This window comes from Ferrovum myxofaciens, from assembly GCF_013181415.1.
GTDB lineage: Bacteria > Pseudomonadota > Gammaproteobacteria > Burkholderiales > Ferrovaceae > Ferrovum > Ferrovum myxofaciens.
On the sequence record NZ_CP053676.1, the window covers coordinates 2,177,715 to 2,198,769 of the forward strand.

Below are 21,055 nucleotides of genomic sequence, written 5' to 3' on the forward strand. Positions count from 1 at the left end.
ATGGTTGAGGCGACAGATTCTCTGACACCGAGGGAAATAGTGGCGTATCAAGCAAATCAACGAAGAATTGTAGATGAAAATACTTGAGTACATTGGTCTCGATACCTCACGCGTCAAGGCCGCCTATCAGAAACTGACGGAAGCCATTGCGCGCGACGACTTCCGTGCGGCACAAGTCAAAAAACTGACCAGTGCCAGTCACGGAAAATTTTACCGGGCGAAACTCGACGACGCGGATCGACTGTTGTTTTCCCTGGTACGCCATAACGATGAAGTCTGCGCTTTGATGTTGGAAGTGATTCTTAATCACAACTATGACAAGTCACGTTTTCTACGTGGTGCAACGGTTGACGAGACGAAGGTTATGGATGCCGATGTCGCCGAGGCCATCCAGGAAGCGCAGGCAGTGCGATACCTGCATCCTCAACACACGGCGATACACCTGCTCGACAAGCCCTTGTCCTTCGACGACACCCAGGAAGCCATCTATCGTCAGCAACCACCGTTGATCATCGTCGGCAGTGCCGGCAGTGGAAAAACCGCGCTAACGCTTGAAAAACTCAAGCATGCCGAGGGTGAGGTGCTTTTTGTCACCCATTCTGCTTATTTGGCGCAAAGTGCCCGTGATCTGTATTATGCCAATGGATTCAATCGTGCAGGGCAAGAAGCACTGTTTCTTTCATATCGTGAATTTATCGAATCACTTCATGTTCCTGGGGGGCGCGAAGCCACCTGGCGGGATTTCTCAAGTTGGTTTGTTCGTATACGCCAAGCATTCAAGGGCATTGATGCCCACCAGGCCTTCGAAGAAATACGGGGTGTGCTGACTGCCAGGACTGGGGGTATTCTGGGGCGGGAAGCGTATCAGGCGCTTGGGGTGCGGCAGTCTATTTTTGCCGATAATCAGCGTGATCTCCTGTACGATTTATTCGAGAGGTATCGTGTCTGGCTCACTGAAGCCAAACTCTATGACCTCAACATCATCGCACAGGATTGGATGGCCCTGGCAGCACCACGCTATGACTTCGTGGTGATCGATGAAGTGCAGGACCTCACCATCATCCAGTTGTCTCTGGTGCTCAAAACCCTGAAAAAACCAGGGCATTTTCTTCTGTGTGGTGACTCAAACCAGATCGTGCATCCTAATTTCTTCTCTTGGGGGCAGGTAAAGAGCCTGTTCTGGCACGACCAGGATCTTGCTGAGAAGCAGACGTTGCAAGTACTGAGTTCCAATTTTCGGAATGGTTTGCAAGCGACTCGTATCGCGAATCAACTACTCAAAATCAAGCAGAAACGCTTCGGCTCCATAGACAAGGAGAGCAACTTTCTGGTGCAAGCCGTTGGCGTGGAGTCTGGTCAGGTGGTGTTGTTGTCTGATAACGACACAATCAAACGGGACCTGGATCAGAAAGTCCGGTATTCCACCCAGTTTGCGGTGTTGGTTATGCGTGACGAAGACAAGGTTGAAGCACGCAGGTATTTTTCTACGCCGCTGCTGTTTTCGATTCACGAAGCCAAAGGCCTGGAATACGAAAATATCATCTTGTTCCGTTTTATTTCGGATCACCGGGCCGAATTTATCGAAATCGTTGCCGGGGTGAATAAAACCGACCTGACGATGGAATCACTTGATTATCGTCGCGCAAAAGATAAAGGTGATAAGTCGCTAGAGGTCTACAAGTTTTTTGTCAACGCCCTTTATGTGGCACTGACACGTGCAACCCGGAACTTGTATGTGATTGAATCTGATGTCAATCATCCGTTACTCGATCTGCTTGATCTCGCAATTGGCGGGCAAGTCAGGGTGGATGCGCAAAAATCCAGTCAACAGGATTGGCAGAAAGAAGCACATAAACTTGAACTTCAAGGGAAACTGGAACAGGCAGAAGCCATACGCAGTACCCTGCTTAAACAAACGATGCCCCCTTGGCCAGTATTTGATGAGGCATGGCTGGAAGCCTCACTGATCAAAGTGTTTCGTGAACAGGCACCAGGCAGCAAGTCGAAACATCACCTGTTGGAATACGCCATCTTTCACGACGAACCGATCCTCGCCGAATGGTTGGTACGAGAGGCAAAATTCGATGCTGCCAAATCTTTTCTCAAACAAAAATGCTCTACGTTGGTACAAAAAAGTTACGCAAATTATTTTTCACATCATTTCAAGGACGTTTTACGTCAGTGCGATCTATACGGGATCGAGCACCGTCTGGCCATGAATCAGACGCCGTTGATGGCTGCTGCCGCAGCAGGGAATGTGGCCCTGGTGGAAGCTTTGCTGGATCGGGGCGCAGACCGTGAAAATACCGATCAATATGGATACAGTGCCTTACACCACGCGATGAGAGTCGCTTTTAACGATCAAAAATATGCTCGAGGTTCATTTTCAGCCCTCTATGAACTTTTGGCACCCCCGCATCTCGATGTAAATACAGGGGGTCGTCTGGTGCGAATCGATGGCCATATGTCCGAGTATTTTTTATTTCAGACGCTGTGGGTACTGTTTAAATCGCGTTTTGCCTATTTGGAGCGAAGCCCCTACGCCGCTTTTGAAACCCAGGCTGTTCTCAAGGCCTGGGAACATTTGCCCGCCAACGTGGTATATCCGGAACGAAATAAGCGGGCACATATTTCCGCCCTGTTGTCGCGCAACGAGTTGAATCGTGTCTATGCCTACAATCGCGCACTATTCAAACGCATCAAACAAGGCTGGTACCAGTTCAATCCGCAGATGTTGGTGCGTGGCGGCTCTGGAAAAAAGGACTGGCAACCCGTTTTTGCAGCCTTGAATCTACCATTGATCAATGAGTTTTCCCGTTTTCAATTAGTTGACTATCTTGCTCAATGGGATCCGGTCGGGGAATATTGTGAACAGGCAAACATGCCGCCCCCCAACATTCCTGTTGCGGCAGAACGGGAAATTGAGCGGCGCAGAAAAGCAACAACCGCCCTCGGTGTCGCGCGGGATTAGTAAGGGTTCCGATGGGCGGCGGTCGTGTGTAAGCCGGTTTCCTGATACTCCTCCCACCGCCTGGCCCAGATCCCGGTAGTTATGTGATCATCAAATATGTGCGCCCCATCATCAAGGTCAAGGAAACGGAAACCCTCTCCTGTGTCCCAGCCCCTCAGGGGGTCCTCGACGGTAGTCGGGCTGATGTGAGTTTCCTGGCAGGGTTGATCGTGAACAAGTTCCTGTACCATCAGCCACTGTATCGTCAGCATCAGCGTCTGCTCAACAGTGGTATTACCGTCAGCCGCCCTTGGCTCACCCAGATCAAGACGGGGCGCACTGATGCCGGAACCATGAAGACGGGGTACTTCTGGCCGATGTATGGAGATCAGGATGAAATCTGCTTCCTGTTCTACCCTGACCGCAGTCACAAACGGGTCAGTCAAGCCCTTCGCCTTGATCATCCCCCCTCCCAGCGACAGGGTGCTGCTAACCGATGGGTATGAGGCTTATGCCAGTTATGCACGCTCCATGGGGCTCACCCATGCGCAGTGTTGGGTCCATACCAGACGCAAGTTTCACGAGGCGCGCCAGGCAGAACCCACTGAAGCGCAACATGCGCTGCGGTTGATCGGCCAGATCTATGCCGTGGAAGAGGATATCCGTACCGCAGCGCTGACTGGGGAGGCCAAGCAGAAGCATCGTTTGACCCACACCAAACCGGTAGTGGATGCCTTCTTCATCTGGGTAGATGAGATGTTTCGCAAGCAGGGGTTCCTGCCCAGCAGTCCCCTGACCAAGGCGTTGTTCTATGCCCGCGAGCGGGAAGTGGCTTTGCGAGTATTTCTGAACGATCCGGAGGTACCCCCGGATACCAATCATCTGGAACGTGCCCTGCGGGTGATTCCCATGGGGAAAAAGAATTGGAATTTCTGCTGGACCGAAGTGGGGGCAGAACTGGCAGGGGTGGCACGATCCCTGATCGTGACCTGCCGCTTGCACGATATCGACCCCTATGACTATCTGGTGGATGTCCTGCAACGGGTAGGACAGCACCTGGCCAGCGAGGTAGCGCAATTGACCCCCAGGCTGTGGAAACAGCATTTCGCCGCCAATCCGCTGCGTTCTGATCTTCTACCCTCTCACTCAGAATCACCCCCCGTAACCCCCCAGAATTTGATCTGGGGGGAGTATGCTGGCATCAGCGGGAATTGGAAATAACGCCGCTCAGTTATCGCTTACTGACTGGCGTACTATTTCCGTTGCGCCCAGTAGCCAGGACGCCGCCTGTGGTGTGCCACGGCGAGAATTCGAAGCTCCTCTGCGGTGACCTGATAAATGATGCTATATGGGAATCGACGGAGGATATATCGCCGACGAGTGCCATGAAAAACAGCACCAAGCTGAGGGCTGTCCAGAACCAGATTGGCCGTTCCTTCAAACTCGGCCACAAATGCGAGACCAAACTCGACATTCGCCTTCAGCGTATAGAATGCTGCCGCGTCGTGCGGCTCGGCGAGCGCCGGTGGAGTAACGACGAGCTTCACTTCAGTGCTGCACGGACCTGTACCAGAGCGTCAGCAATCGGAATGAGCTGTACCGCCCCGCTTTCGATGTCGGTAATTCTGCGCTCGGTTTCGATGGCCCACGCTTCCTCAATCTCGGTGTCTTCGTCGAGACTGGCGAGCAATAACTGGGCGAAAGCTGCGCGTTCACCGGCAGTAAGTTTCAGGGCTTCGGCTTCGAGCAATTCGAGTTGATTTCCCATGGCTATACCTCCGTAAAAACAATTGAAATTGTACCGCGAGTTTGATGCCGAGTGATAGTGTTGTCTCCCGCACTGAATCGCGATCCACCGGCCATTTTTTCTCGTAATACGCCACCGTAAAGAAGTAGGTGTAGGGGGTGGTGAAGGAATGCGAGCGGGGGGAGTGGCAGACCTGAGTGGTCATTGGACGGATCGTGTCGGTATCGGTAAACTTTTCCGTATCGTCATAAAAACAATAAGGGAAGGCCCGCGAGGATCAACCTCCTCGCGGGCCTATTGCCGGTGCAACTTCGATTCGCGTCGGGGAACACCAGCGAGGACTACATTGCACGACAAGCATGGCTTTCTGCAAGTTTGCCGTGTTGCCCTCTTCACACTGGCGTAACGATTTTCGCGTTGCATTGCATGACCAGCGTATTGCGCGGCGCAAGGCTACATTTCGCCATTTAAGTGCAGAAGAAGTCGACCGAACCTTGGCTAGCCTCCAGCCAGCCAGTCCCGCCGATCTCGCAGCGCTGACGTTCGATCATTTGTGCGATATCGCCAAAAGAGTCCGTGACGATAACACCAACGATTACCGGCAATATTGGAGTTACGATGAAAGCAATAAGAAGCTGGTTCGCCCCAGGCCGGAAAATGACTGCCGTGATGTCCTGCTATCTGACTTGAAAGGCAGACCAGCCAAGCTTGGAATCGATGCGGAGCCTGAGGGGAATTATGCGGATAGCAAACGTGCCGACATCAAGGTTTTGTACGCAGGGAGCCAGAAGTTCAATATTCCCATAGAAATCAAAAAGGATACGCATGACGATCTCTGGCGCGCCATCCATGAACAACTCATTCCCAAATATGCCCGCGATCCAGGCGCGGATGGGTACGCTATTTACTTGGTGTTCTGGTTTGGCGGAAAGAGAATGAAGCCGCCTTCCGATGGAAAGAAAATACACAGTGCCGCGGAACTGGAGAAACGATTACGACAAACGCTTCCTGAGGAAGATATCCATCGCATCCAAATTTGTGTGATTGATTGTGAACTGCCCAAATAAACCTTCGTCTGCTTTCCCTCGTGAAGTCTGCTTCATTCCGTCATCCCGATGAATTGATGATGGGAAATACACATATTTTTAAGAAACGTTGCAACAAGAATTCTTATAATTCTCTTCTGGGTGAGAATTTGGATGTGATGCCAGTCGAGAAAGGGGGGGGTGAACTTTATGACGGCCGCGCTCACCGGTTATTTTGAGCAAGTACGCTTTTCTGGGCTTGCGGTATCATCATAATTTGCCTATTATGATGGGCGTTAAGTTTAGGTAGGCCCAAAATCATGAGCAACTTCGCCATTCCGCTGCATGTCTCCGAGCGGGTTGTCCAGCTAGGTCAGCGCATCCGCATCGCGCGGATTCGTCGCGGCTGGTCGGTTGTGGACCTCGCCAGCAAGGCAGGGGTCAACCGCAACACCCTAACGGCCCTGGAACTCGGCAAGCCCGGTACAGCCATTGGCGTCTGCTTCACCGTGCTGTGGGCGCTCGGTCTGGAAAAAACTCTGGACGCCGTGGCCGACCCCGACACCGATGTTCACGGCAAGGCGCTCGAAGCCTCGCGTCGTCCCACCCGCGTGGGCAAGCCACGCAAGACCAGCAACGACTATGACTTCTGAACGCGAAGCCTACGTCTACGTCCAACTCCCCGGCACCCTGGATACAGTGCCGGCGGCGCTGCTGAAAGTGCAGACCTTACCCGACGGTACGCAGATTGGCCGCTTTCGCTATGGCGATCGTTATCTCCAGCGTGCCGAAGCGGTTGCACTCGACCCGTACCGCCTGCCGCTGGATAAAACCGTCCATGAGTTCACCCAACTCAAGGGTATTCCCGGTGCGCTGCGCGATGCGAGCCCAGACGCTTGGGGACGGCGGGTCATCGAGTACAAGCTCGAATGCGCTGCCGGCGATTTACATGAAATCGACTACCTGCTGCATGGCCCACAGGATGGCGCTGGCTATTTGAGCTTTGGCCTCAAGGTCGAATCACCCGCCCCCAAGCGCCCGTACAACCGCACCCACCAGATTGCCGAATTGATTGCCGCAGCTCAAGCCATCGAAGACGGAAAGCCGGTGCCCGCGCATCTGCTGGAGCAACTCGATCCCGGCACCAGCATGGGCGGCGCTCGTCCCAAGGCCACCATCGAGGACGCGCAGTGTCTGTGGCTGGGCAAGTTTCCCGCCAAAGATGATCGCTGCAACTTGCAGCGCATCGAGTACGCCACTCTCGACCTCGCACGCCGCTGCGGCCTGAACGTCACGCAGGCACGCCTGCAGTCGGTCGGCGACAGCGATGTGTTGATGCTGCAGCGCTTCGATCGTGAACACACGGACAAGGGCTATCTGCGCTTTGGACTGGTCAGTGGACTCACGGTGCTCGACTGCGACGACAACTATCTGAACCGTGAACGCTGGTCCTATCCGCTGCTGGCCGACAACCTGCGTCGCTGGTCTGACAAGCCCGAAGCCGATTGCGCTGAACTGTTCCGGCGCATGGTCTTCAACGCCGCAGTGACCAACAACGATGATCACCCGCGAAACCACGCGTTGCTGCGCCGGCCAAAGGGATGGCGCCTATCGCCCGCCTACGACCTGGTGCCCGCACCTGTGGTTAGCCTGGAGCGACGCGACTTGGCACTGACCGTGGGCAACTACGGCCGCACGGCCAGTGTCTACAATCTGCTATCGCAGTCAGGTCGTTTCGGGTTGTCAGCCAAAGAGGCCCGCAGGGAAATCCACCAGATCGTGGCAGTCGCGCGCCAGTGGCGCGAGAGTTTCTTCGCATGTGGCGTGTCTGCCCAAGACGCAGACTACGTCGCTCCGGCCATCTTGCCTGAGTGCTTCTTTTTTGAAAGTTGATGCGCGCAACTTGGCAGCGATGGTGCCAAGACTTGCCGTGGCGCTCATGTGTGCAACTCCTTGTTCTGGAAAGAAACTGATTGGTGCGCACTGAGATAGAGACATAATCAGGAACCGCGAAAAATAATAGAAGTGTCGTATTCCACTTGACAAACACAACACTTCTGTTAGGCTTCACACATGAACTCCAAGCAGATGAAGAAATGGCTAGAGCAACAGGGCGCGACTTTCCAGCCCGGTAAAGGCTCGCACCTGAAGGTGTTTCTGAACGGCAAGCAGTCTTCCCTCCCCATGCACGGTACCGCCGAACTTGGTAAAGGGCTGGAAGCCGCGATCAAACGACAGCTTGGTTTGTGAAGTAAAGGAGAAAATGATGTTCGACTACCCTGTGACCTTGACCCCCGATGACGGCACCATGCTGGTTACGTTTGCCGATGTGCCCGAAGCCATCACCTTCGGTGCCGATGAGGATGAAGCCCTGCTGAACGCAATCGATGCGCTGGAAACGGGCTTGTCGTTTTATGTCGATGCTCGCAAATCGCTACCCGTCGCCAGTCAGCCGGCGGCTGGACAAAAGACCGTGCGACCATCGGCGCTGGAATGTGCCAAGTTGGGCGTTTACCAAGCGATGACCGATCAGGGAATCAAGAAGGCGGAACTCGCCCGTCGCTTGGGATGGCATATGCCGCAAGTTGATCGCTTGTTCGACTTGCGTCACGCTTCAAAACTCGACCAGATCGAGGCTGCTGCCAACGTGCTCGGCAAACACGTTCACGTGCAGATTGCCTGACACTGTCATGGTCGTTAAGTGTATGTAAGCCAAAAATCATGAGCAACTTCACCATTCCACTGCATGTTTCCGGGCGTGCTGCTCAGTTAGGCCAGCGCATCCGCGTCGCGCGGATTCGTCACTGGGTATGCATGATTTTTAACCAGTAGATGCAACCAAGGGTGAAGAAAAAACATAAGGAAGCAAGGTGTCCCCGGTCTTCCAGAAAGTGTTTCAGGGTTTTGGGGTGCATGGGACGGCGCAAGGCATGGCGATAGGGATGGCTCAAGTGATACGCTGGTTGGGTGATGCGTTCGTTATGAATATCTAACATGAGACTTCTCCTGATCCAGTGTTGTCATTGCACCATAAATCCTACAGGGTGTAAAGTTTTTTGGAGAAAATTTTCTGAAACCGGGTGACGACCGAGGCTTGCCACGCAAGCGACTGCCTGAGACCTTGCGTATTGCGAGGAAAATAGCCGGTGGATCGCGATTTAGTGCGGGAGACATCACCTAGCAAAACCCAAGGCGGTTGGGGAGGGGCGTATGTCTAAGAGGATGGCTCGGTGTCATCTTCGTTGTCAACAGCAGGATCGGTGAGTCGACGAATCGTCAAGGCACAGCGTTGTTCAATCAAAGCAATGATTCGCTCAACCACGGCATTTCCAGAAAAGCCATGCCCAGGGTCGGATTGGATCTTGCGTGCGGTTGGCGGCAGCGACTTTGCCAATTCCAGAATGCGTTTTTTGGTCAGTGCCTTGGCCAGTCCAGCGCCTTCAGCAAGCTGATCCCAGTGCCGTGCCTGGGTCTCGCTGAACTTGTATTTGCTGCCGATTTTCATCGCCATCTTGGGCGTCAGCATCGGATACACCGCAGTGGAGAACGTGTCGTAGAACGGGGCCAGGACAGGCCCCTTGATTAAATACAGCAGAGAGAAATTCTTGGCGTGCGCGTCATGATTGCCGGTCAGTGCGTTGAATATCACATAATCGAGCAAGCGCAGCACCTGTGGTGCGCTGGGGCGGGAGACACGGCGGACCAGATCGAAGCATTGCGCCAGATCCGGTCCACCTTCGTTTTGGTATTTCATTTCAGGCACGACACCCAATGCCTGGCAAAAATCCTCTTGATGAATGCGCAGTCGGTGCCCTACTTTATCCAGACTCCGATCGTAGCGCTCAACCAGCAAGAATGATCGCGTTCCAATGGAGTGAACCTTGGCCTTGGCGGGTTTGAGTTGCAAGGTATCGGCCAGCGCCAAGCAGAAACCCTCATTGGCCACACTGTCTTCAACGGCATGGATGGGTGGCTTCAAAATGTGGGAACTGGGCGTGCCATTGTGAGGCAGGCCAATGCGGGCACCATCAAAAACCACCGGTAGTTTGTCTTGGGCGCCAGCCAGGGAAAGCCGCAGTCCATCTTTGCCTGCCAGCATGGGGCGACGAGGCAATTCATCCAGGATGGCAATGACTTCTTCATCGCTCAGCCATTGAATATCCTCGCACTGGGTTGATGCAGGTAAGGCCTGCCCTGGCTCCAAGAATGTCACCGCCCCGGCACATTCTCCGCCGATGTGGTCCAGCAGCGCAAAGTCGTTCTGGTTTGATACCTGGAACTGCTGCGCAATCAGACGACGCATCTGTCCCTCTGGCAGGAGACCGGCAAAGAATGGGCGAGTTTTGTGATCGTCGAACGGCTCCGCTTGCAAAGGCAACGAGACGGATAATGCTACAACTTGAGGCCGAGACAACCAATTAGGGTCGTAGCAAAAAGCCAGCCGTCCCGCGACGAGCGTCAGGGTGCCTGCACGGTCGGCAAATAACCAGACTTCCAGTTCATGCGCCATAGTCGTTGCCCGAGCGTTGATCTTCGGCAACTCCGGAGGGCAATCCGCTAATTATGATTTCTCCGCCCAACGCATCAATGACCCGCAGAACATTTTCGAGTCGCAGGGTAGGTTTTCCTGCCTCAAGATCGACAATGAAGCGCACACCAACCCCCGCCGCCAGAGCCAGTTGAGGCTGCGTCAAAGCAAGTTGCTTGCGGGCGGCACGAAGTGCATCGCCGAGTTGATGAGGTGATCGAATGGTTGTCATGATGAATTTTGTTTACCGTTCGGGAAATTATCCCCCGGAATTCGTCATGGTGCAAGCCATATTTCCCGATCGGGAATATCCCATATTATTAGGTGTACTATGCCTTCGGTATCCTCATCATCGTTGATGCGATCCAGCAGGAACGCATCAACGATGGTCCATCTATGACCTGGGTATTCTGGCCCAACGTGACCGCTCATTCCGGCATCGTGACCGGTCATTCTGATTTATCGTGACCGCCTGTTCTGATTTATCGTGACCGATTTTGGCGGGTTTCCAGAATCTTCGGTCACGATGCCAGAATGGCGTCATACGACGGGGTAATGGTGTTACGCATGGACCCGCTGAACGGGTATGCTGATCAGTTTTTGGAGCCAGCATGCCCACACCAAGGATTGCTATGCGTAAAATCAAGGATGTTCTTCGATTAAAACTCGATGCTGGGCTCAGTCATGAGCAAATTGCGATGGCTCTCAAGATCTCCAAGGGGGTAGTCGCCAAGTATGTTGGGCTGACCACGGCGGCAGGTCTGGATTGGGCCACCATACAAACGCTGGATGAAACCAGTTTGCAACAGAAGTTGGTTGGTTCTTCACATCGGACCCGCCGACATGTTCAGCCGAACTTTGGCCGTATTCATCAGGAATTGCGCCGCAAGGGCATGACCCTGATGTTGCTGTGGGAAGAATACCAGGCTGAATATGCGGACAGCCAGACCTACAGTTATTCTCAATTCTGTGATTGCTACCAGCGTTTTGCCCGAACTCTCAAGCGCTCCATGCGCCAGGTTCACCGCGCGGGGGAGAAGTTGTTCATTGACTTTGCCGGTCCAACTATCCCCTTGGTGGGAGGAGATCGTGCCCATATCTTCGTGGCGGCCCTGGGGGCATCCGGCTATACCTTCGCCTGTGCCACGCCCCGCGAGACGACGGAGGACTGGATAAATGGAACGATCCGGGCACTGGAATTCTATGGTGGGGTCACCCAACTCATCGTCCCGGATAACCCCAAGGCATTGATTGCCAATCCGGACCGCTATGAGCCCCGCAGTAACGACACGGTACTGGATTTTGCCCGCCACTACGGTACCTCGGTACTTCCTGCCCGGACCTACTCCCCCCAGGATAAAGCCAAAGTCGAGTCTGCGGTGCAGGTGGTTGAGCGTTGGATCATGGCTCGTCTGCGTCATCACCGGTTTACCACGGTTAACGAGGTGGATGAGGAAATCACCCCGTTGCTGGAACGGCTCAATCACAAACCGTTTCAGAAACTGCCCGGCAGCCGTGCCAGTACTTTTGCAGCGCTGGATGCACCGGCATTGCAACCCCTGCCGGTTCAACGCTATGAAATCGCCCACTTCAAGAGCGCCAAGGTCCATATCGACTATCACATCGAGGTGAATGGTCATCGGTACAGTGTGCCCCATGCCCTGATTGGTCAGGAGCTGGAAGCCCGGATCACCGCCTGCGTCGTCGAGATCCTGCATCGTGGGCAACGGGTGGCCAGTCATGCTCGCTCCGATCAACGCGGTGGATTCACCACCCTCGCCGAGCATATGCCCGCGGCCCACCGGGCCCATAGGGAATGGACACCCCAGCGTCTGATTCACTGGGGTGAGAGCATTGGCCCGGCCACCGGGGTCACAGTGACCCGCCTGATCGAGGAGCACAAGCATCCAGAACACGGTTATCGGGCCTGCCTGGGGTTACTGTCTCTGGCCAAACGCTATGGCAAATTACGACTGGAAGCCGCCTGTGTTCTGGCTCTTCAGATCGGTACCTGCAAATACCGCCATGTCCGCGACATTCTGGTCAATAACCGCGACCAGATCGCTCACTCCCCCGCAACCGAATGGATCAGCCCGGATCACCCCCATGTGCGGGGCCCGGCTTACTACCAATAGGACACAAGATCATGATGATGCAGACTACACTGGCGCAATTGCGCACCTTGAAACTGAATGGATTGGCCACCGGCCTTGAGGAACAACTGACCCAGTCGGGCATGGCCGGCATGAGCTTTGAAGAGCGCTTGGCACTGCTGATTGACCGGGAGGTCCACTACCGGACTGACCGCAGGCTGGTCCGCTTGCTCAAACAAGCCCATCTCAAGTATCCGCAGGCCGCCATCGAGGATATCAATGTCCGTCCCAGTCGGGGGATTGACCGCAGTGTGGTCATGAGCCTGGCTCTGGGAGATTGGGTGAGTTCCGGTCATAGCATTTTGATCACCGGGGCCACCGGGTCAGGTAAATCCTGGTTGGCTTGTGCGCTGGCCCAGTATGCTTGTCGGCGTGGATTCTCTGCCACTTATCTGAGGGTCCCACGCCTGCAGGAAGAACTGCGTGTCATGCATGGCAGCGGCACCTTTGTGAAGTGGTTGATGCAACTTGCCAAAACAGATGTACTGGTATTGGACGATTGGGGAATGGGAGCCATTGACAGTGCCACTCGTTCGGATTTGCTGGAAATCATTGATGACCGTTCGGCTACCCGTGCCACCATTCTCACCAGCCAATTACCCATCGAACACTGGCATGCGTGGATCGGGGATGCCACCATTGCTGACGCCCTGCTGGATCGGGTTATGCAACGGCATCACCGTTTCACGCTGACCGGAGAATCCTTACGGAGAGGAAAAACAAAGGAGGCTCAGAGTGAGGTGTCCGGCACGGACCCTGGTGAATAAATTTGCCGGATTCGGCCCATTGAAACTCCCGGAAAAATTGAGCGGAAATAAGTCAGTCGGTCTCTGTGACTGCGTAACGAAGGGGAAATAGAATGAAGAAGGATGTGACAACTGCAGCAGAAAGGCAAGCCGCCTACCGCAAGCGTCGGTGTGAGGCGGGAGAGAATGGTGAACGCCGTATAAACCTGTGGGTATCGACCGGAGCCAGTCTGGCGGTCCAGCGATTGGCGTCCCGTTACTGCGTAACGAAGCGAGAATTGGTTGAGCGACTGGTAGTGGCAGAAGAGAAAAAGATCCTATCTGGGATAAGTAGCGATGAATTGGATGTATATCTGGAGGCAGGCGAAAGACCGTTACGCAGTAACGGACAAAAAGCCAGGGGGAAAAACATGAAAAAGGAGGAAAATATCGAGTCATCGTGACCGATCACAGTACAATATAAGCGCGTAACCCCATGACCTAACCATCGGTCACGATAACCAGAATCACCGGTCATCTTCACCAGAATACGCAATAGTCCTCGCTTTCATCAACCCATCTCCGCGAGAATCCCCTCGCTTTAGCCATGGGGAGGAAAGCGGGAAGTTGGTTTTGACTTAGATTTGTCTTGCATTATATATCTAGCATCTGTATAATTAGTACATGAACGATTACACTATAAAATACAAGAGCAACCTGAACGTAGTTTACTCTTGCAAGTACCATGTTATATGGTGTCCGAAGTATCGGCGTTCGGTTTTAGTGAAGGGCGTTGACGTTCGTCTGAAAGAAATTATACAAGACGTTGCTACTGAGTATAAATGTGAAATATTGGAACTTGAGGTTATGCCGGATCATGTACATTTACTGGTAGAGGTTGACCCCCAGTTCGGAATACACCGGCTGATTAAGTTGATGAAGGGCAGGTCATCCAAATTGATACGTGAAGAGTTTAAGTGGGTAAAGTCCCGCCTCCCGACCTTGTGGACGAATAGTTACTTTGTATCGACGATTGGCGGCGCACCGCTTGAAGTGGTTAAACAATATATCGAGCAGCAAAAGCACAAATGAAACGCACCGCCACGCCCACCTTTGTTCTCAGCATTCCCCTGGTTGTGAAACCCGGTGAAGACCGGATACTGATCGGGCGCATGGAGGCGGGTAGGCGTTTGTACAACGCCACTTTAGGCGAAGCACTTCGCCGCCATGGTTTGCTGAAACAGTCGAAAGACTGGCAGCACACCCGCACCATCGCCGACAAGAAATTACGCGGCAGCGAGTTTCAGCGTCTCTCGAAAGAAGCAGGGTTCACGCCTGCGGCCATCATCACCTTTGCCCGTACCTGCAAAAATGAAGCGGGATGGAAAGACCGGCTTGGTTCTAACGTAACCCAGCGCATCGCGGAGCAGGTGTTCGCAGCCGTGCAGCAATACGCCTTTGGTAAACGCGGTCGCCCACGTTTTAAAGGTGCTTCCCGCCCCCTGCATTCGCTTGAGGCAACCACCAATGCGGCCAACATCATCTGGAAGCCTGAAACGGGCTGTATCGAGTTTGGCGACCTCACGCTACCGGCCTTGCTACCCTCCAAAACACAAGACCCGTATTTGCACCAAGCGCTCACCAATAAAACAAAGTATTGCCGCGTGCTGTGGCGCGTTGTTTCCGGCTCACGCCGCTGGTTTGTGCAACTCATGCAGGAAGGCATCGCCCCGGCAAAGCACGAGCAGGCTTGTGGCGAAATCGTTGGTCTGGACATCGGTCCGAGCACGGTTGCTGTGGTCGGCGACAACTCCGCATCGCTGGTGAAATTCTGCGACACCGTGGTTCAGCCATGGAAAGAAACCCGCCGCTTGCAACGTGCCATGGACAGGTCTAAACGTGCCACGAACCCGCTCTGTTTTAACGCTAACGGGACGTGGAAAAAAGGCCAGAAGTTCACACCATCGAAACGTTACACGGCAATCCGCACCGAATATGCGGAAGTAGAACGCAAGCTGGCGGCTGAGCGCAAACGCGCCCATGGTGAGCTTGCCAACCAGATTCTCGGACTGGGAAATGTCATCCAGTCCGAAACCCTGTCTTACCTCGCCTTCCAAAAAAATTATGGCAAGAGCGTGAAAGTCAGAGCACCCGGAATGTTCGTCGAACAATTGCGTCGCAAGGCTGAAAGTGCTGGCGGCAAGTTGATTGATTTGCACACCTGGTCGCTGAAAATGTCGCAGTACGACCACACCACCGGAGTTTTCACAAAGAAGCCGCTCAGTCAGCGGTGGCATGTGCTGGGTGACGGGTCGGGAGTCGTGCAACGGGATGTGTATTCCGCATTCCTCGCACGCTGCGTAATAAGCAACACGCACCACCCATCCCATATCGAAACGATGTGGGCGGCTCAGAAACCTGTGCTGCTGCAAACGGGGTGGCTGCGTTCCGAACCTGCGAAGATCGAGCCTTCGGGCAAAATCACGGTGGCAACACCGTTAGAGCAGGTCGTTTGTGATAGAGGGTTTGCCATCGGTCATGGCCTGGATGCTGTAGCGGCGACGCGAGAGCCAGGAGACCCCGGTGGATTCGCCCTTAGAACCCCCTGCCTTTAGGCATGGGGAGGTTTAGATATGATGTTAAGTTACATTAATAATAGCATCATCGCAAGTTGGGTTGAAAACGTCCCACTGCTGGCGGGGATGAGTCCAGATCGTTGAGAGAAGTCGAGCAACCGATTCCGCAGGGTGATTTTGTCAGCATCGACATGGGGGTAGCACGGTGCGTATTCTGGTGAAGATGACCGGTGATTTCCTTTTATCGTGACCAATTTTTGGGTAATCGGGGAATCGCCGGGCAGCAAAGGGATTCAGGCTCGCCTGAACGACAAGGCCCAACACGCTTATACCATTCCCCTGATCATCAAGACCGCACAGGAGCAGGGCACCGTACCTGCAGAACTCGATTTGCCGCGCTCCACGGTCCACCGTCTATTCAGTCGCGCCGGTCTGATGCACAAAGACCGAGAGGCCCCCACGGATCTGGATCGCCGCCGCTTCGCCTATGCTCACGCCGGTCAAATGTGGAGAGTGATGTCATGCACGGCCCCACCGTACTGGTCGGAAAAGGACTACGGCGCAAGACCTACTTGATCGCCTTCATCGATGATGCAACCCGGGTGGTGCCCTATTGCGCCTTTGCCCTGTCCGAAAATACCCAAGTCTTCCTTCCCGTATTCAAGCAGACCATCCTGCGCAGAGGGAAGTGTGTTCAGAAAGAAAAGAAACGGTGCAGGGTCACAAGAAACAAGGTAGGGGCGGAAGGCTCCGCACCAATTCCCAAACCTTCAGTCATCACCGAGGATACAGCATCAAAGCCCGGCGTCCATTCCTAACCGCCTCAACCGCCCTGATCCTGCCTTCCGCCATCAATCGGGTGGCGTGGTCGTGGGATCGGCGGTATTGAAGTCCTAAAGCCTTGGACGCGGCATAGATGCTGACTCCTGGATGCCGCGCCACTTCGGTCAAGAAGGCTCTGCGCTTTTCTGGAATGGAGTAAAAATCCTCAGCAGGTCGCAGGTTAAACCCGCCCCCAGCAGCCTGGCTCCATGCCAAATCGAACATAGGTGCGTATTGGAGTGATTCGCCCGGAAGTTTTGCCCGAATTGCCGGCCAGTCCTGCACAAAGTTTTCCCGACCATAAAACCGAATGAATTCGGCAGGCTTCATGGTGGATACGGCGTCCGGCAGGTAGGATCGATGCCCGGCAGAAATCTTCTCACACCAGCGATCCAGCGGAACATCTCGGTCCCAGTAAACCTTCTTACTGACGATTGCCCATTCTTTCACGATCACAATGAAAATCCTTTTTTCTTTGCGCGGGATATTTCGCCGTCAGGCTCAAAGACGCTTGGTTCGTCTTCGACGGCAACGGCACCGATCTGTTTGTATAAATCCTGCTGCAAAAACGCAACATCCTTGGCAGCGGACCACTTTTCATCACAAACGATTTCAGAAAGTTCGTCTATGAGATCAAACCACGGCATTGAAACCAAACCGTTATCGAACGCCATGGTGGGAAAAGCATAGGGCAAGGATTCCATGAATTCCGAGAGCGGCAGGTACTTCTTGGATAGCACATAGAGGTCAAAAACGTCTCGCGCTTTCTGGCGTCCTCCTTCGAATGAATCGCCTTCTGACCCTTGCCCCGCAACCGTTCTTAGTTTTCGGTGATACAGTCCAGGAATACCTTCGGTTCGTACTGTACCCCTAACGCCAAAAACCTTCTCGACCACCGGATACAAATCAAAATACGCGTCTTCGACAAAGGAAACTTTGAGATACGCACCCTGGTGGGCAACATACCCGTGAAGTTGGTTAGCGCGCTTCGGGTCGTCGATCAGGCCATTTGTTTTGAAATCAAGGCCGGACCTCTTCATGGACTCCGCCATTCTCCGAGCATTGAATCCTTCCGGCAGAAAAAAATCAAGATCATAAGACACTCGATGCTCAAGCCAGCAGCGGGAAAGTGCGGTTCCGCCGCACAGTTTGGCAACTGACATCTGAGCGTCATTCATCGATTGAAGTCGGTCCAGCACAACTTCCTGCAACCGGTAAAGATCTGCTTTTTGCATTTCTTCTGGCATATTCTAGCCCCAAGCAAGTCTTTGTTTGATATATGTCATTCTATCCAGACTATCTACAAACTGCAACACGAAATTCTGGCAGGGGTAATTATAGAAATTAATTCACTAGTGTCCGGTTAATTGACGACCCGAAACGCTGCAAGCCACGATTGACGCGGGATTGCGAGCGATAATGGGTGGTGTCGATTTGAATTTGGACCGGTCCCGATTCGGGCAAAATTCTGGGGTTTTCCCCGGAGGATGCCATGAACGCTGGCAAGACGCTTTTCGCCCAAATAATGGATTTTCTGCCGTGGACAACCTTCGACCGATATGTCAATCGGTATGGCGGCAACCGTGGCGTTCGCACCATGACTTGCTGCGTATTCTGGTGAAGATGACCGGTGATTTCCTTTTATTTCTGAAGAGCCGCCATTGCCTCCACAGGGATGTCGATGCCCGCTTCACTTCCCCATTTCGCCAACAGCAGGACGGTTTGCTCGGCTACTCTGATGGCATCTGAGGCATCCTCGATGTCGAATACATCCATTGCGGAAGACCCTGGCAATGCATCAGGGTATCGCGTTGCGATATAAAATCTGTCTAGTTTTCCTACGGGAGGCAAGGGTTCATTCGCGTCATACTGAAGCTCGTGGATCGTTTTTGCCAGACGAGAAACAGAATGTCCTTTCTCGACATCGTTTGTCGCAGATAACAAGCCCTTGAACGCTTTTTCAGCGGCTTGTTGCGCATGGAAACAGGCAATCGGATACTGGCCTGCATCCATCAAAATTTTTGCGGCCTTGATGTCTTCCACCGCATAAGCAAACCACGCCGCTGCGCTCGAAAGCCTGGAATTATTCGCCATAGATCAATTTCCTTTCGGACAGGACAGACCTGATAAACGAGATCGGTGCTTTTTCCGCAATCTCGTTTTCAGTCAGGATGATGACATCACAACCGCATGGACCATCAAGACTGCATACGACATCATACGCAAGTGACAACCTTGCTTTCGCGGTCAGTCCAGCCCCCCCCTCAACCAGAAGGTCAATATCGGAATCAGAAGTCGCATCGTTTCTTGCAGTCGACCCAAAAAGCCATACCCTTTTTGCGTTGAACGCCTTTGCCAAGGCAGGTGCGGCGACATTCTTCGCAAAGTCAAACCGACCGGTGGATTGAGCAATTCGATTTGCTTCAATGCGTTTCCGAATCAAGGTGGGAGCGTTCAGTTCAACTGTATTCATCAGAATCCCCACGAAACCCCAGCCTTCAGGCGAGGTAATTTTCTATCTACAGGATACGACCTAAACCTCCCCATGTCTAAAGACAGGGGGTTCTAAGGGCGAACCCGCTGGGGTCTCCTGGCTCTCGTCTTGCGACTACAGCATCCAGGCCATGACCAGCGGCAAACCCTCTATCACAAACGACCTGCTCTAACGGTGTTGCCACCGTGATTTTGCCCGAAGGCTCGATCTTCGCAGGTTCGGAACGCAGCCACCCCGTTTGCAGCAGCACAGGTTTCTGAGCCGCCCACATTGTTTCAATATGGGATGGGTGGTGCGTGTTGCTCATAACGCAGCGTGCGAGGAATGCGGAATACACATCCCGTTGCACAACTCCCGATCCATCCCCCAGCACATGCCACCGCTGACTGAGCGGCTTCTTTGTGAAAACTCCGGTGGTGTGGTCGTACTGCGACATTTTCAGCGACCAGGTGTGCAAATCAATCAACTTGCCGCCAGCACTTTCGGCCTTGCGACGCAATTGTTCGACGAACATTCCGGGTGCTCTGACTTTCACGCTCTTGCCATAATTCTTCTGGAAGGCGAGGTAAGACAGGGTTTCGGACTGGATGACATTTCCCAGTCCGAGAATCTGGTTGGCAAGTTCGCCGTGGGCGCGTTTGCGCTCAGCCGCCAGCTTGCGTTCGACTTCCGCATACTCAGTGCGGATTGCTGTATAGCGTTTGCTTGGTGCGAACTTCTGGCCTTTTTTCCACGTCCCGTTCGCATTAAAGCAATGCGGGTTCGTGGCACGTTTAGACCTGTCCATGGCACGCTGCAAGCGGCGCGTTTCTTTCCATGGCTGAATGACGGTATCGCAGAATTTCACCAGCGAGGCGGAATCATCGCCCACTATCGCTATGGTGCTCGGGCCGATGTCCAGACCGACTACCGAGCCTTCGGCAATGGCGTGCTTGGCCGGGGCGACACCTTCCTGCATGAGTTGCACAAACCAGCGGCGTGCGCCGTTCACGTTGCGCCACAGCACGCGGCAATACTTTGTTTTATTGGTGAGCGCTTGGTGCAAATACGGGTCTTGTGTTTTAGACGGCAACAAAGCAGGAAGAGTTAGGTCGCCAAACTCGATACAGCCCGTTTCAGGCTTCCAGATGATGTTGGCCGCATTGGTGGTTGCCTCAAGCGAATGCAGGGGGCGGGAAGCACCTTTAAAACGTGGACGACCGCGTTTGCCGAAGGAGTATTGCTGCATGGCCGCGAACACCTGCTCCGCGATGCGCTGGGTTACGTTAGAACCAAGCCGGTCTTTCCAGCCTGCTTCATTTTTGCAGGTACGGGCAAAGGTGATGATGGCCGCAGGCGTGAACCCTGCTTCTTTCGAGAGTCGCTTAAACTCGTCGGAGCGCAATTTCTTGTCGGCGATGGTGCGGGTGTGCTGCCAGTCTTTGGACTGCTTCAGCAAGCCATGGCGGCGTAGTGCTTCGCCTAATGTTGCGTTATACAATCGCTTTCCAGCTTCCAAACGCCCAATCATTGTCCTGTCTTCCGCAGGCTTCACAACCAAGGGAATAGTGAGGACAAAAGTGGGTGTGCCGGTGCGTTTCATTTGTGCTTTTGCTGCTCGATATATTGTTTAACCACTTCAAGCGGTGCGCCGCCAATCGTCGATACAAAGTAACTATTCGTCCACAAGGTCGGTAGCCGCGACTTTATCCACTTAAACTCTTCACGTATCAATTTGGATGACCTGCCCTTCATCAACTTAATCAGCCGGTGTATTCCGAACTGGGGGTCAACCTCTACCAGTAAATGTACATGATCCGGCATAACCTCAAGTTCCAATATTTCACATTTATACTCAGTAGCAACGTCTTGTATAATTTCTTTCAGACGAACGTCAACGCCCTTCACTAAAACCGAACGCCGATACTTCGGACACCATATAACATGGTACTTGCAAGAGTAAACTACGTTCAGGTTGCTCTTGTATTTTATGGTGTAATCGTTCATGCAAAGCATTATATAGATGCTATTTGTATAATGCAAGCGAAATCTAAGT

Annotated in this window: 23 protein-coding genes and 2 pseudogenes; 14 read left to right on the forward strand and 11 right to left on the reverse strand. The window is 53.4% G+C overall.

Annotated elements, in window-relative coordinates; translation table 11 throughout:
* Nucleotides 1-73 precede the first annotated feature (73 nt).
* Complete coding sequence (locus tag HO274_RS10735) at nt 74-2,971, forward strand: ankyrin repeat domain-containing protein (RefSeq protein WP_273119542.1); 2,898 nt, start codon at nt 74-76, stop codon at nt 2,969-2,971.
* A 51-nt stretch (nt 2,972-3,022) separates the two neighbouring features.
* Nucleotides 3,023-4,171, forward strand: a pseudogene (gene tnpC, locus HO274_RS10740) (IS66 family transposase); the annotation flags it as partial.
* 32 nt (nt 4,172-4,203) lie between these two features.
* Here the strand turns inward: tnpC and HO274_RS10745 are convergent.
* On the reverse strand, nt 4,204-4,497 hold the full coding sequence (locus tag HO274_RS10745) for a type II toxin-antitoxin system RelE/ParE family toxin (protein ID WP_273119544.1): 294 nt from the start codon (nt 4,495-4,497) through the stop codon (nt 4,204-4,206).
* Nucleotides 4,494-4,718: an addiction module protein gene (locus HO274_RS10750; protein WP_273119547.1), complete on the reverse strand. Its 225-nt coding sequence runs from the start codon at nt 4,716-4,718 to the stop codon at nt 4,494-4,496. Before HO274_RS10750 ends, HO274_RS10745 begins: the two co-directional genes overlap by 4 nt.
* A 338-nt stretch (nt 4,719-5,056) precedes the next feature.
* Here HO274_RS10750 and HO274_RS10755 point away from each other — a divergent pair, with 338 nt between their 5' ends.
* The 5 genes from HO274_RS10755 (at nt 5,057) to HO274_RS10775 (ending at nt 8,405) form a co-directional block, all read left to right on the forward strand.
* Nucleotides 5,057-5,764 (forward strand): hypothetical protein, encoded by a 708-nt coding sequence (locus HO274_RS10755; protein WP_273119548.1) that lies wholly within the window; start codon nt 5,057-5,059, stop codon nt 5,762-5,764.
* 278 nt (nt 5,765-6,042) lie between these two features.
* On the forward strand, nt 6,043-6,375 hold the full coding sequence (locus HO274_RS10760; RefSeq protein WP_273119550.1) for a helix-turn-helix domain-containing protein: 333 nt from the start codon (nt 6,043-6,045) through the stop codon (nt 6,373-6,375).
* Nucleotides 6,365-7,615 carry a type II toxin-antitoxin system HipA family toxin gene (locus HO274_RS10765; RefSeq protein ID WP_273119552.1) on the forward strand — a complete coding sequence of 417 codons (1,251 nt, stop codon included), beginning with the start codon at nt 6,365-6,367 and terminating at the stop codon, nt 7,613-7,615. The genes HO274_RS10760 and HO274_RS10765 overlap by 11 nt, the downstream gene beginning before the upstream one ends.
* Before the next feature lie 180 nt (nt 7,616-7,795).
* On the forward strand, nt 7,796-7,972 hold the full coding sequence (locus HO274_RS10770) for a type II toxin-antitoxin system HicA family toxin (RefSeq protein WP_273119555.1): 177 nt from the start codon (nt 7,796-7,798) through the stop codon (nt 7,970-7,972).
* Nucleotides 7,973-7,985: 13 nt separating this feature from the next.
* Nucleotides 7,986-8,405: a type II toxin-antitoxin system HicB family antitoxin gene (locus HO274_RS10775; protein ID WP_273119560.1), complete on the forward strand. Its 420-nt coding sequence runs from the start codon at nt 7,986-7,988 to the stop codon at nt 8,403-8,405.
* A 118-nt stretch (nt 8,406-8,523) separates the two neighbouring features.
* On the opposite strand, the gene HO274_RS10780 is transcribed toward HO274_RS10775, so the two are convergent.
* The 3 genes from HO274_RS10780 to HO274_RS10790 form a co-directional block, all read right to left on the reverse strand.
* Nucleotides 8,524-8,718 carry a hypothetical protein gene (locus HO274_RS10780; protein WP_273119563.1) on the reverse strand — a complete coding sequence of 65 codons (195 nt, stop codon included), beginning with the start codon at nt 8,716-8,718 and terminating at the stop codon, nt 8,524-8,526.
* Nucleotides 8,719-8,936: 218 nt separating this feature from the next.
* Entirely contained in the window at nt 8,937-10,232 is a 1,296-nt protein-coding gene (locus HO274_RS10785; RefSeq protein WP_273119565.1) for a type II toxin-antitoxin system HipA family toxin, read from the reverse strand.
* A complete protein-coding gene (locus HO274_RS10790) occupies nt 10,222-10,482 on the reverse strand; it encodes a helix-turn-helix transcriptional regulator (RefSeq protein ID WP_273119568.1) in 261 nt (86 codons plus the stop codon). The genes HO274_RS10785 and HO274_RS10790 overlap by 11 nt, the downstream gene beginning before the upstream one ends.
* Before the next feature lie 379 nt (nt 10,483-10,861).
* On the opposite strand from HO274_RS10790, the gene istA reads away from it, so the two are divergent.
* The 6 genes from istA to HO274_RS13595 all read left to right on the forward strand — a co-directional run bounded on the left by istA (nt 10,862) and on the right by HO274_RS13595 (nt 16,280).
* On the forward strand, nt 10,862-12,385 hold the full coding sequence (gene istA, locus HO274_RS10795) for an IS21 family transposase (RefSeq protein WP_273119571.1): 1,524 nt from the start codon (nt 10,862-10,864) through the stop codon (nt 12,383-12,385).
* Between the two features lie 11 nt (nt 12,386-12,396).
* Entirely contained in the window at nt 12,397-13,170 is a 774-nt protein-coding gene (istB, locus tag HO274_RS10800) for an IS21-like element helper ATPase IstB (RefSeq protein WP_062188636.1), read from the forward strand.
* Between the two features lie 92 nt (nt 13,171-13,262).
* Nucleotides 13,263-13,592: a hypothetical protein gene (locus HO274_RS10805; RefSeq protein ID WP_197456570.1), complete on the forward strand. Its 330-nt coding sequence runs from the start codon at nt 13,263-13,265 to the stop codon at nt 13,590-13,592.
* Between the two features lie 220 nt (nt 13,593-13,812).
* Nucleotides 13,813-14,220 (forward strand): IS200/IS605 family transposase, encoded by a 408-nt coding sequence (gene tnpA, locus HO274_RS10810; RefSeq protein ID WP_273119576.1) that lies wholly within the window; start codon nt 13,813-13,815, stop codon nt 14,218-14,220.
* The gene (locus HO274_RS10815; protein WP_273119579.1) at nt 14,217-15,743 is read left to right on the forward strand and encodes a transposase; all 1,527 of its coding nucleotides are present in this window, start codon (nt 14,217-14,219) and stop codon (nt 15,741-15,743) included. Before tnpA (HO274_RS10810) ends, HO274_RS10815 begins: the two co-directional genes overlap by 4 nt.
* A gap of 207 nt (nt 15,744-15,950) precedes the next feature.
* Nucleotides 15,951-16,280 carry a hypothetical protein gene (locus tag HO274_RS13595; protein WP_420537363.1) on the forward strand — a complete coding sequence of 110 codons (330 nt, stop codon included), beginning with the start codon at nt 15,951-15,953 and terminating at the stop codon, nt 16,278-16,280.
* Between the two features lie 201 nt (nt 16,281-16,481).
* Here the strand turns inward: HO274_RS13595 and HO274_RS10825 are convergent, their stop codons facing one another.
* Nucleotides 16,482-16,976 (reverse strand): hypothetical protein, encoded by a 495-nt coding sequence (locus HO274_RS10825; protein WP_273119582.1) that lies wholly within the window; start codon nt 16,974-16,976, stop codon nt 16,482-16,484.
* Between the two features lie 2 nt (nt 16,977-16,978).
* Entirely contained in the window at nt 16,979-17,773 is a 795-nt protein-coding gene (locus HO274_RS10830) for a nucleotidyl transferase AbiEii/AbiGii toxin family protein (protein ID WP_273119585.1), read from the reverse strand.
* Nucleotides 17,774-18,018: 245 nt separating this feature from the next.
* On the opposite strand from HO274_RS10830, the pseudogene HO274_RS10835 reads away from it, so the two are divergent.
* Nucleotides 18,019-18,132 (forward strand): annotated as a pseudogene (locus tag HO274_RS10835) (DUF4372 domain-containing protein); the annotation flags it as partial.
* Nucleotides 18,133-18,167: 35 nt separating this feature from the next.
* On the opposite strand, the gene HO274_RS10840 reads toward HO274_RS10835, so the two are convergent.
* From HO274_RS10840 to tnpA (HO274_RS10855), 4 genes are all read right to left on the reverse strand, one after another.
* Nucleotides 18,168-18,620 (reverse strand): HEPN domain-containing protein, encoded by a 453-nt coding sequence (locus HO274_RS10840; protein WP_273119587.1) that lies wholly within the window; start codon nt 18,618-18,620, stop codon nt 18,168-18,170.
* Nucleotides 18,610-18,999: a nucleotidyltransferase family protein gene (locus HO274_RS10845; protein ID WP_031598816.1), complete on the reverse strand. Its 390-nt coding sequence runs from the start codon at nt 18,997-18,999 to the stop codon at nt 18,610-18,612. Before HO274_RS10845 ends, HO274_RS10840 begins: the two co-directional genes overlap by 11 nt.
* A 76-nt stretch (nt 19,000-19,075) precedes the next feature.
* Nucleotides 19,076-20,602: a transposase gene (locus HO274_RS10850; protein ID WP_273119592.1), complete on the reverse strand. Its 1,527-nt coding sequence runs from the start codon at nt 20,600-20,602 to the stop codon at nt 19,076-19,078.
* The gene (gene tnpA, locus HO274_RS10855) at nt 20,599-21,006 is read right to left on the reverse strand and encodes an IS200/IS605 family transposase (RefSeq protein WP_273119594.1); all 408 of its coding nucleotides are present in this window, start codon (nt 21,004-21,006) and stop codon (nt 20,599-20,601) included. The genes HO274_RS10850 and tnpA (HO274_RS10855) overlap by 4 nt, the downstream gene beginning before the upstream one ends.
* Between the last annotated feature and the right edge of the window lie 49 nt (nt 21,007-21,055).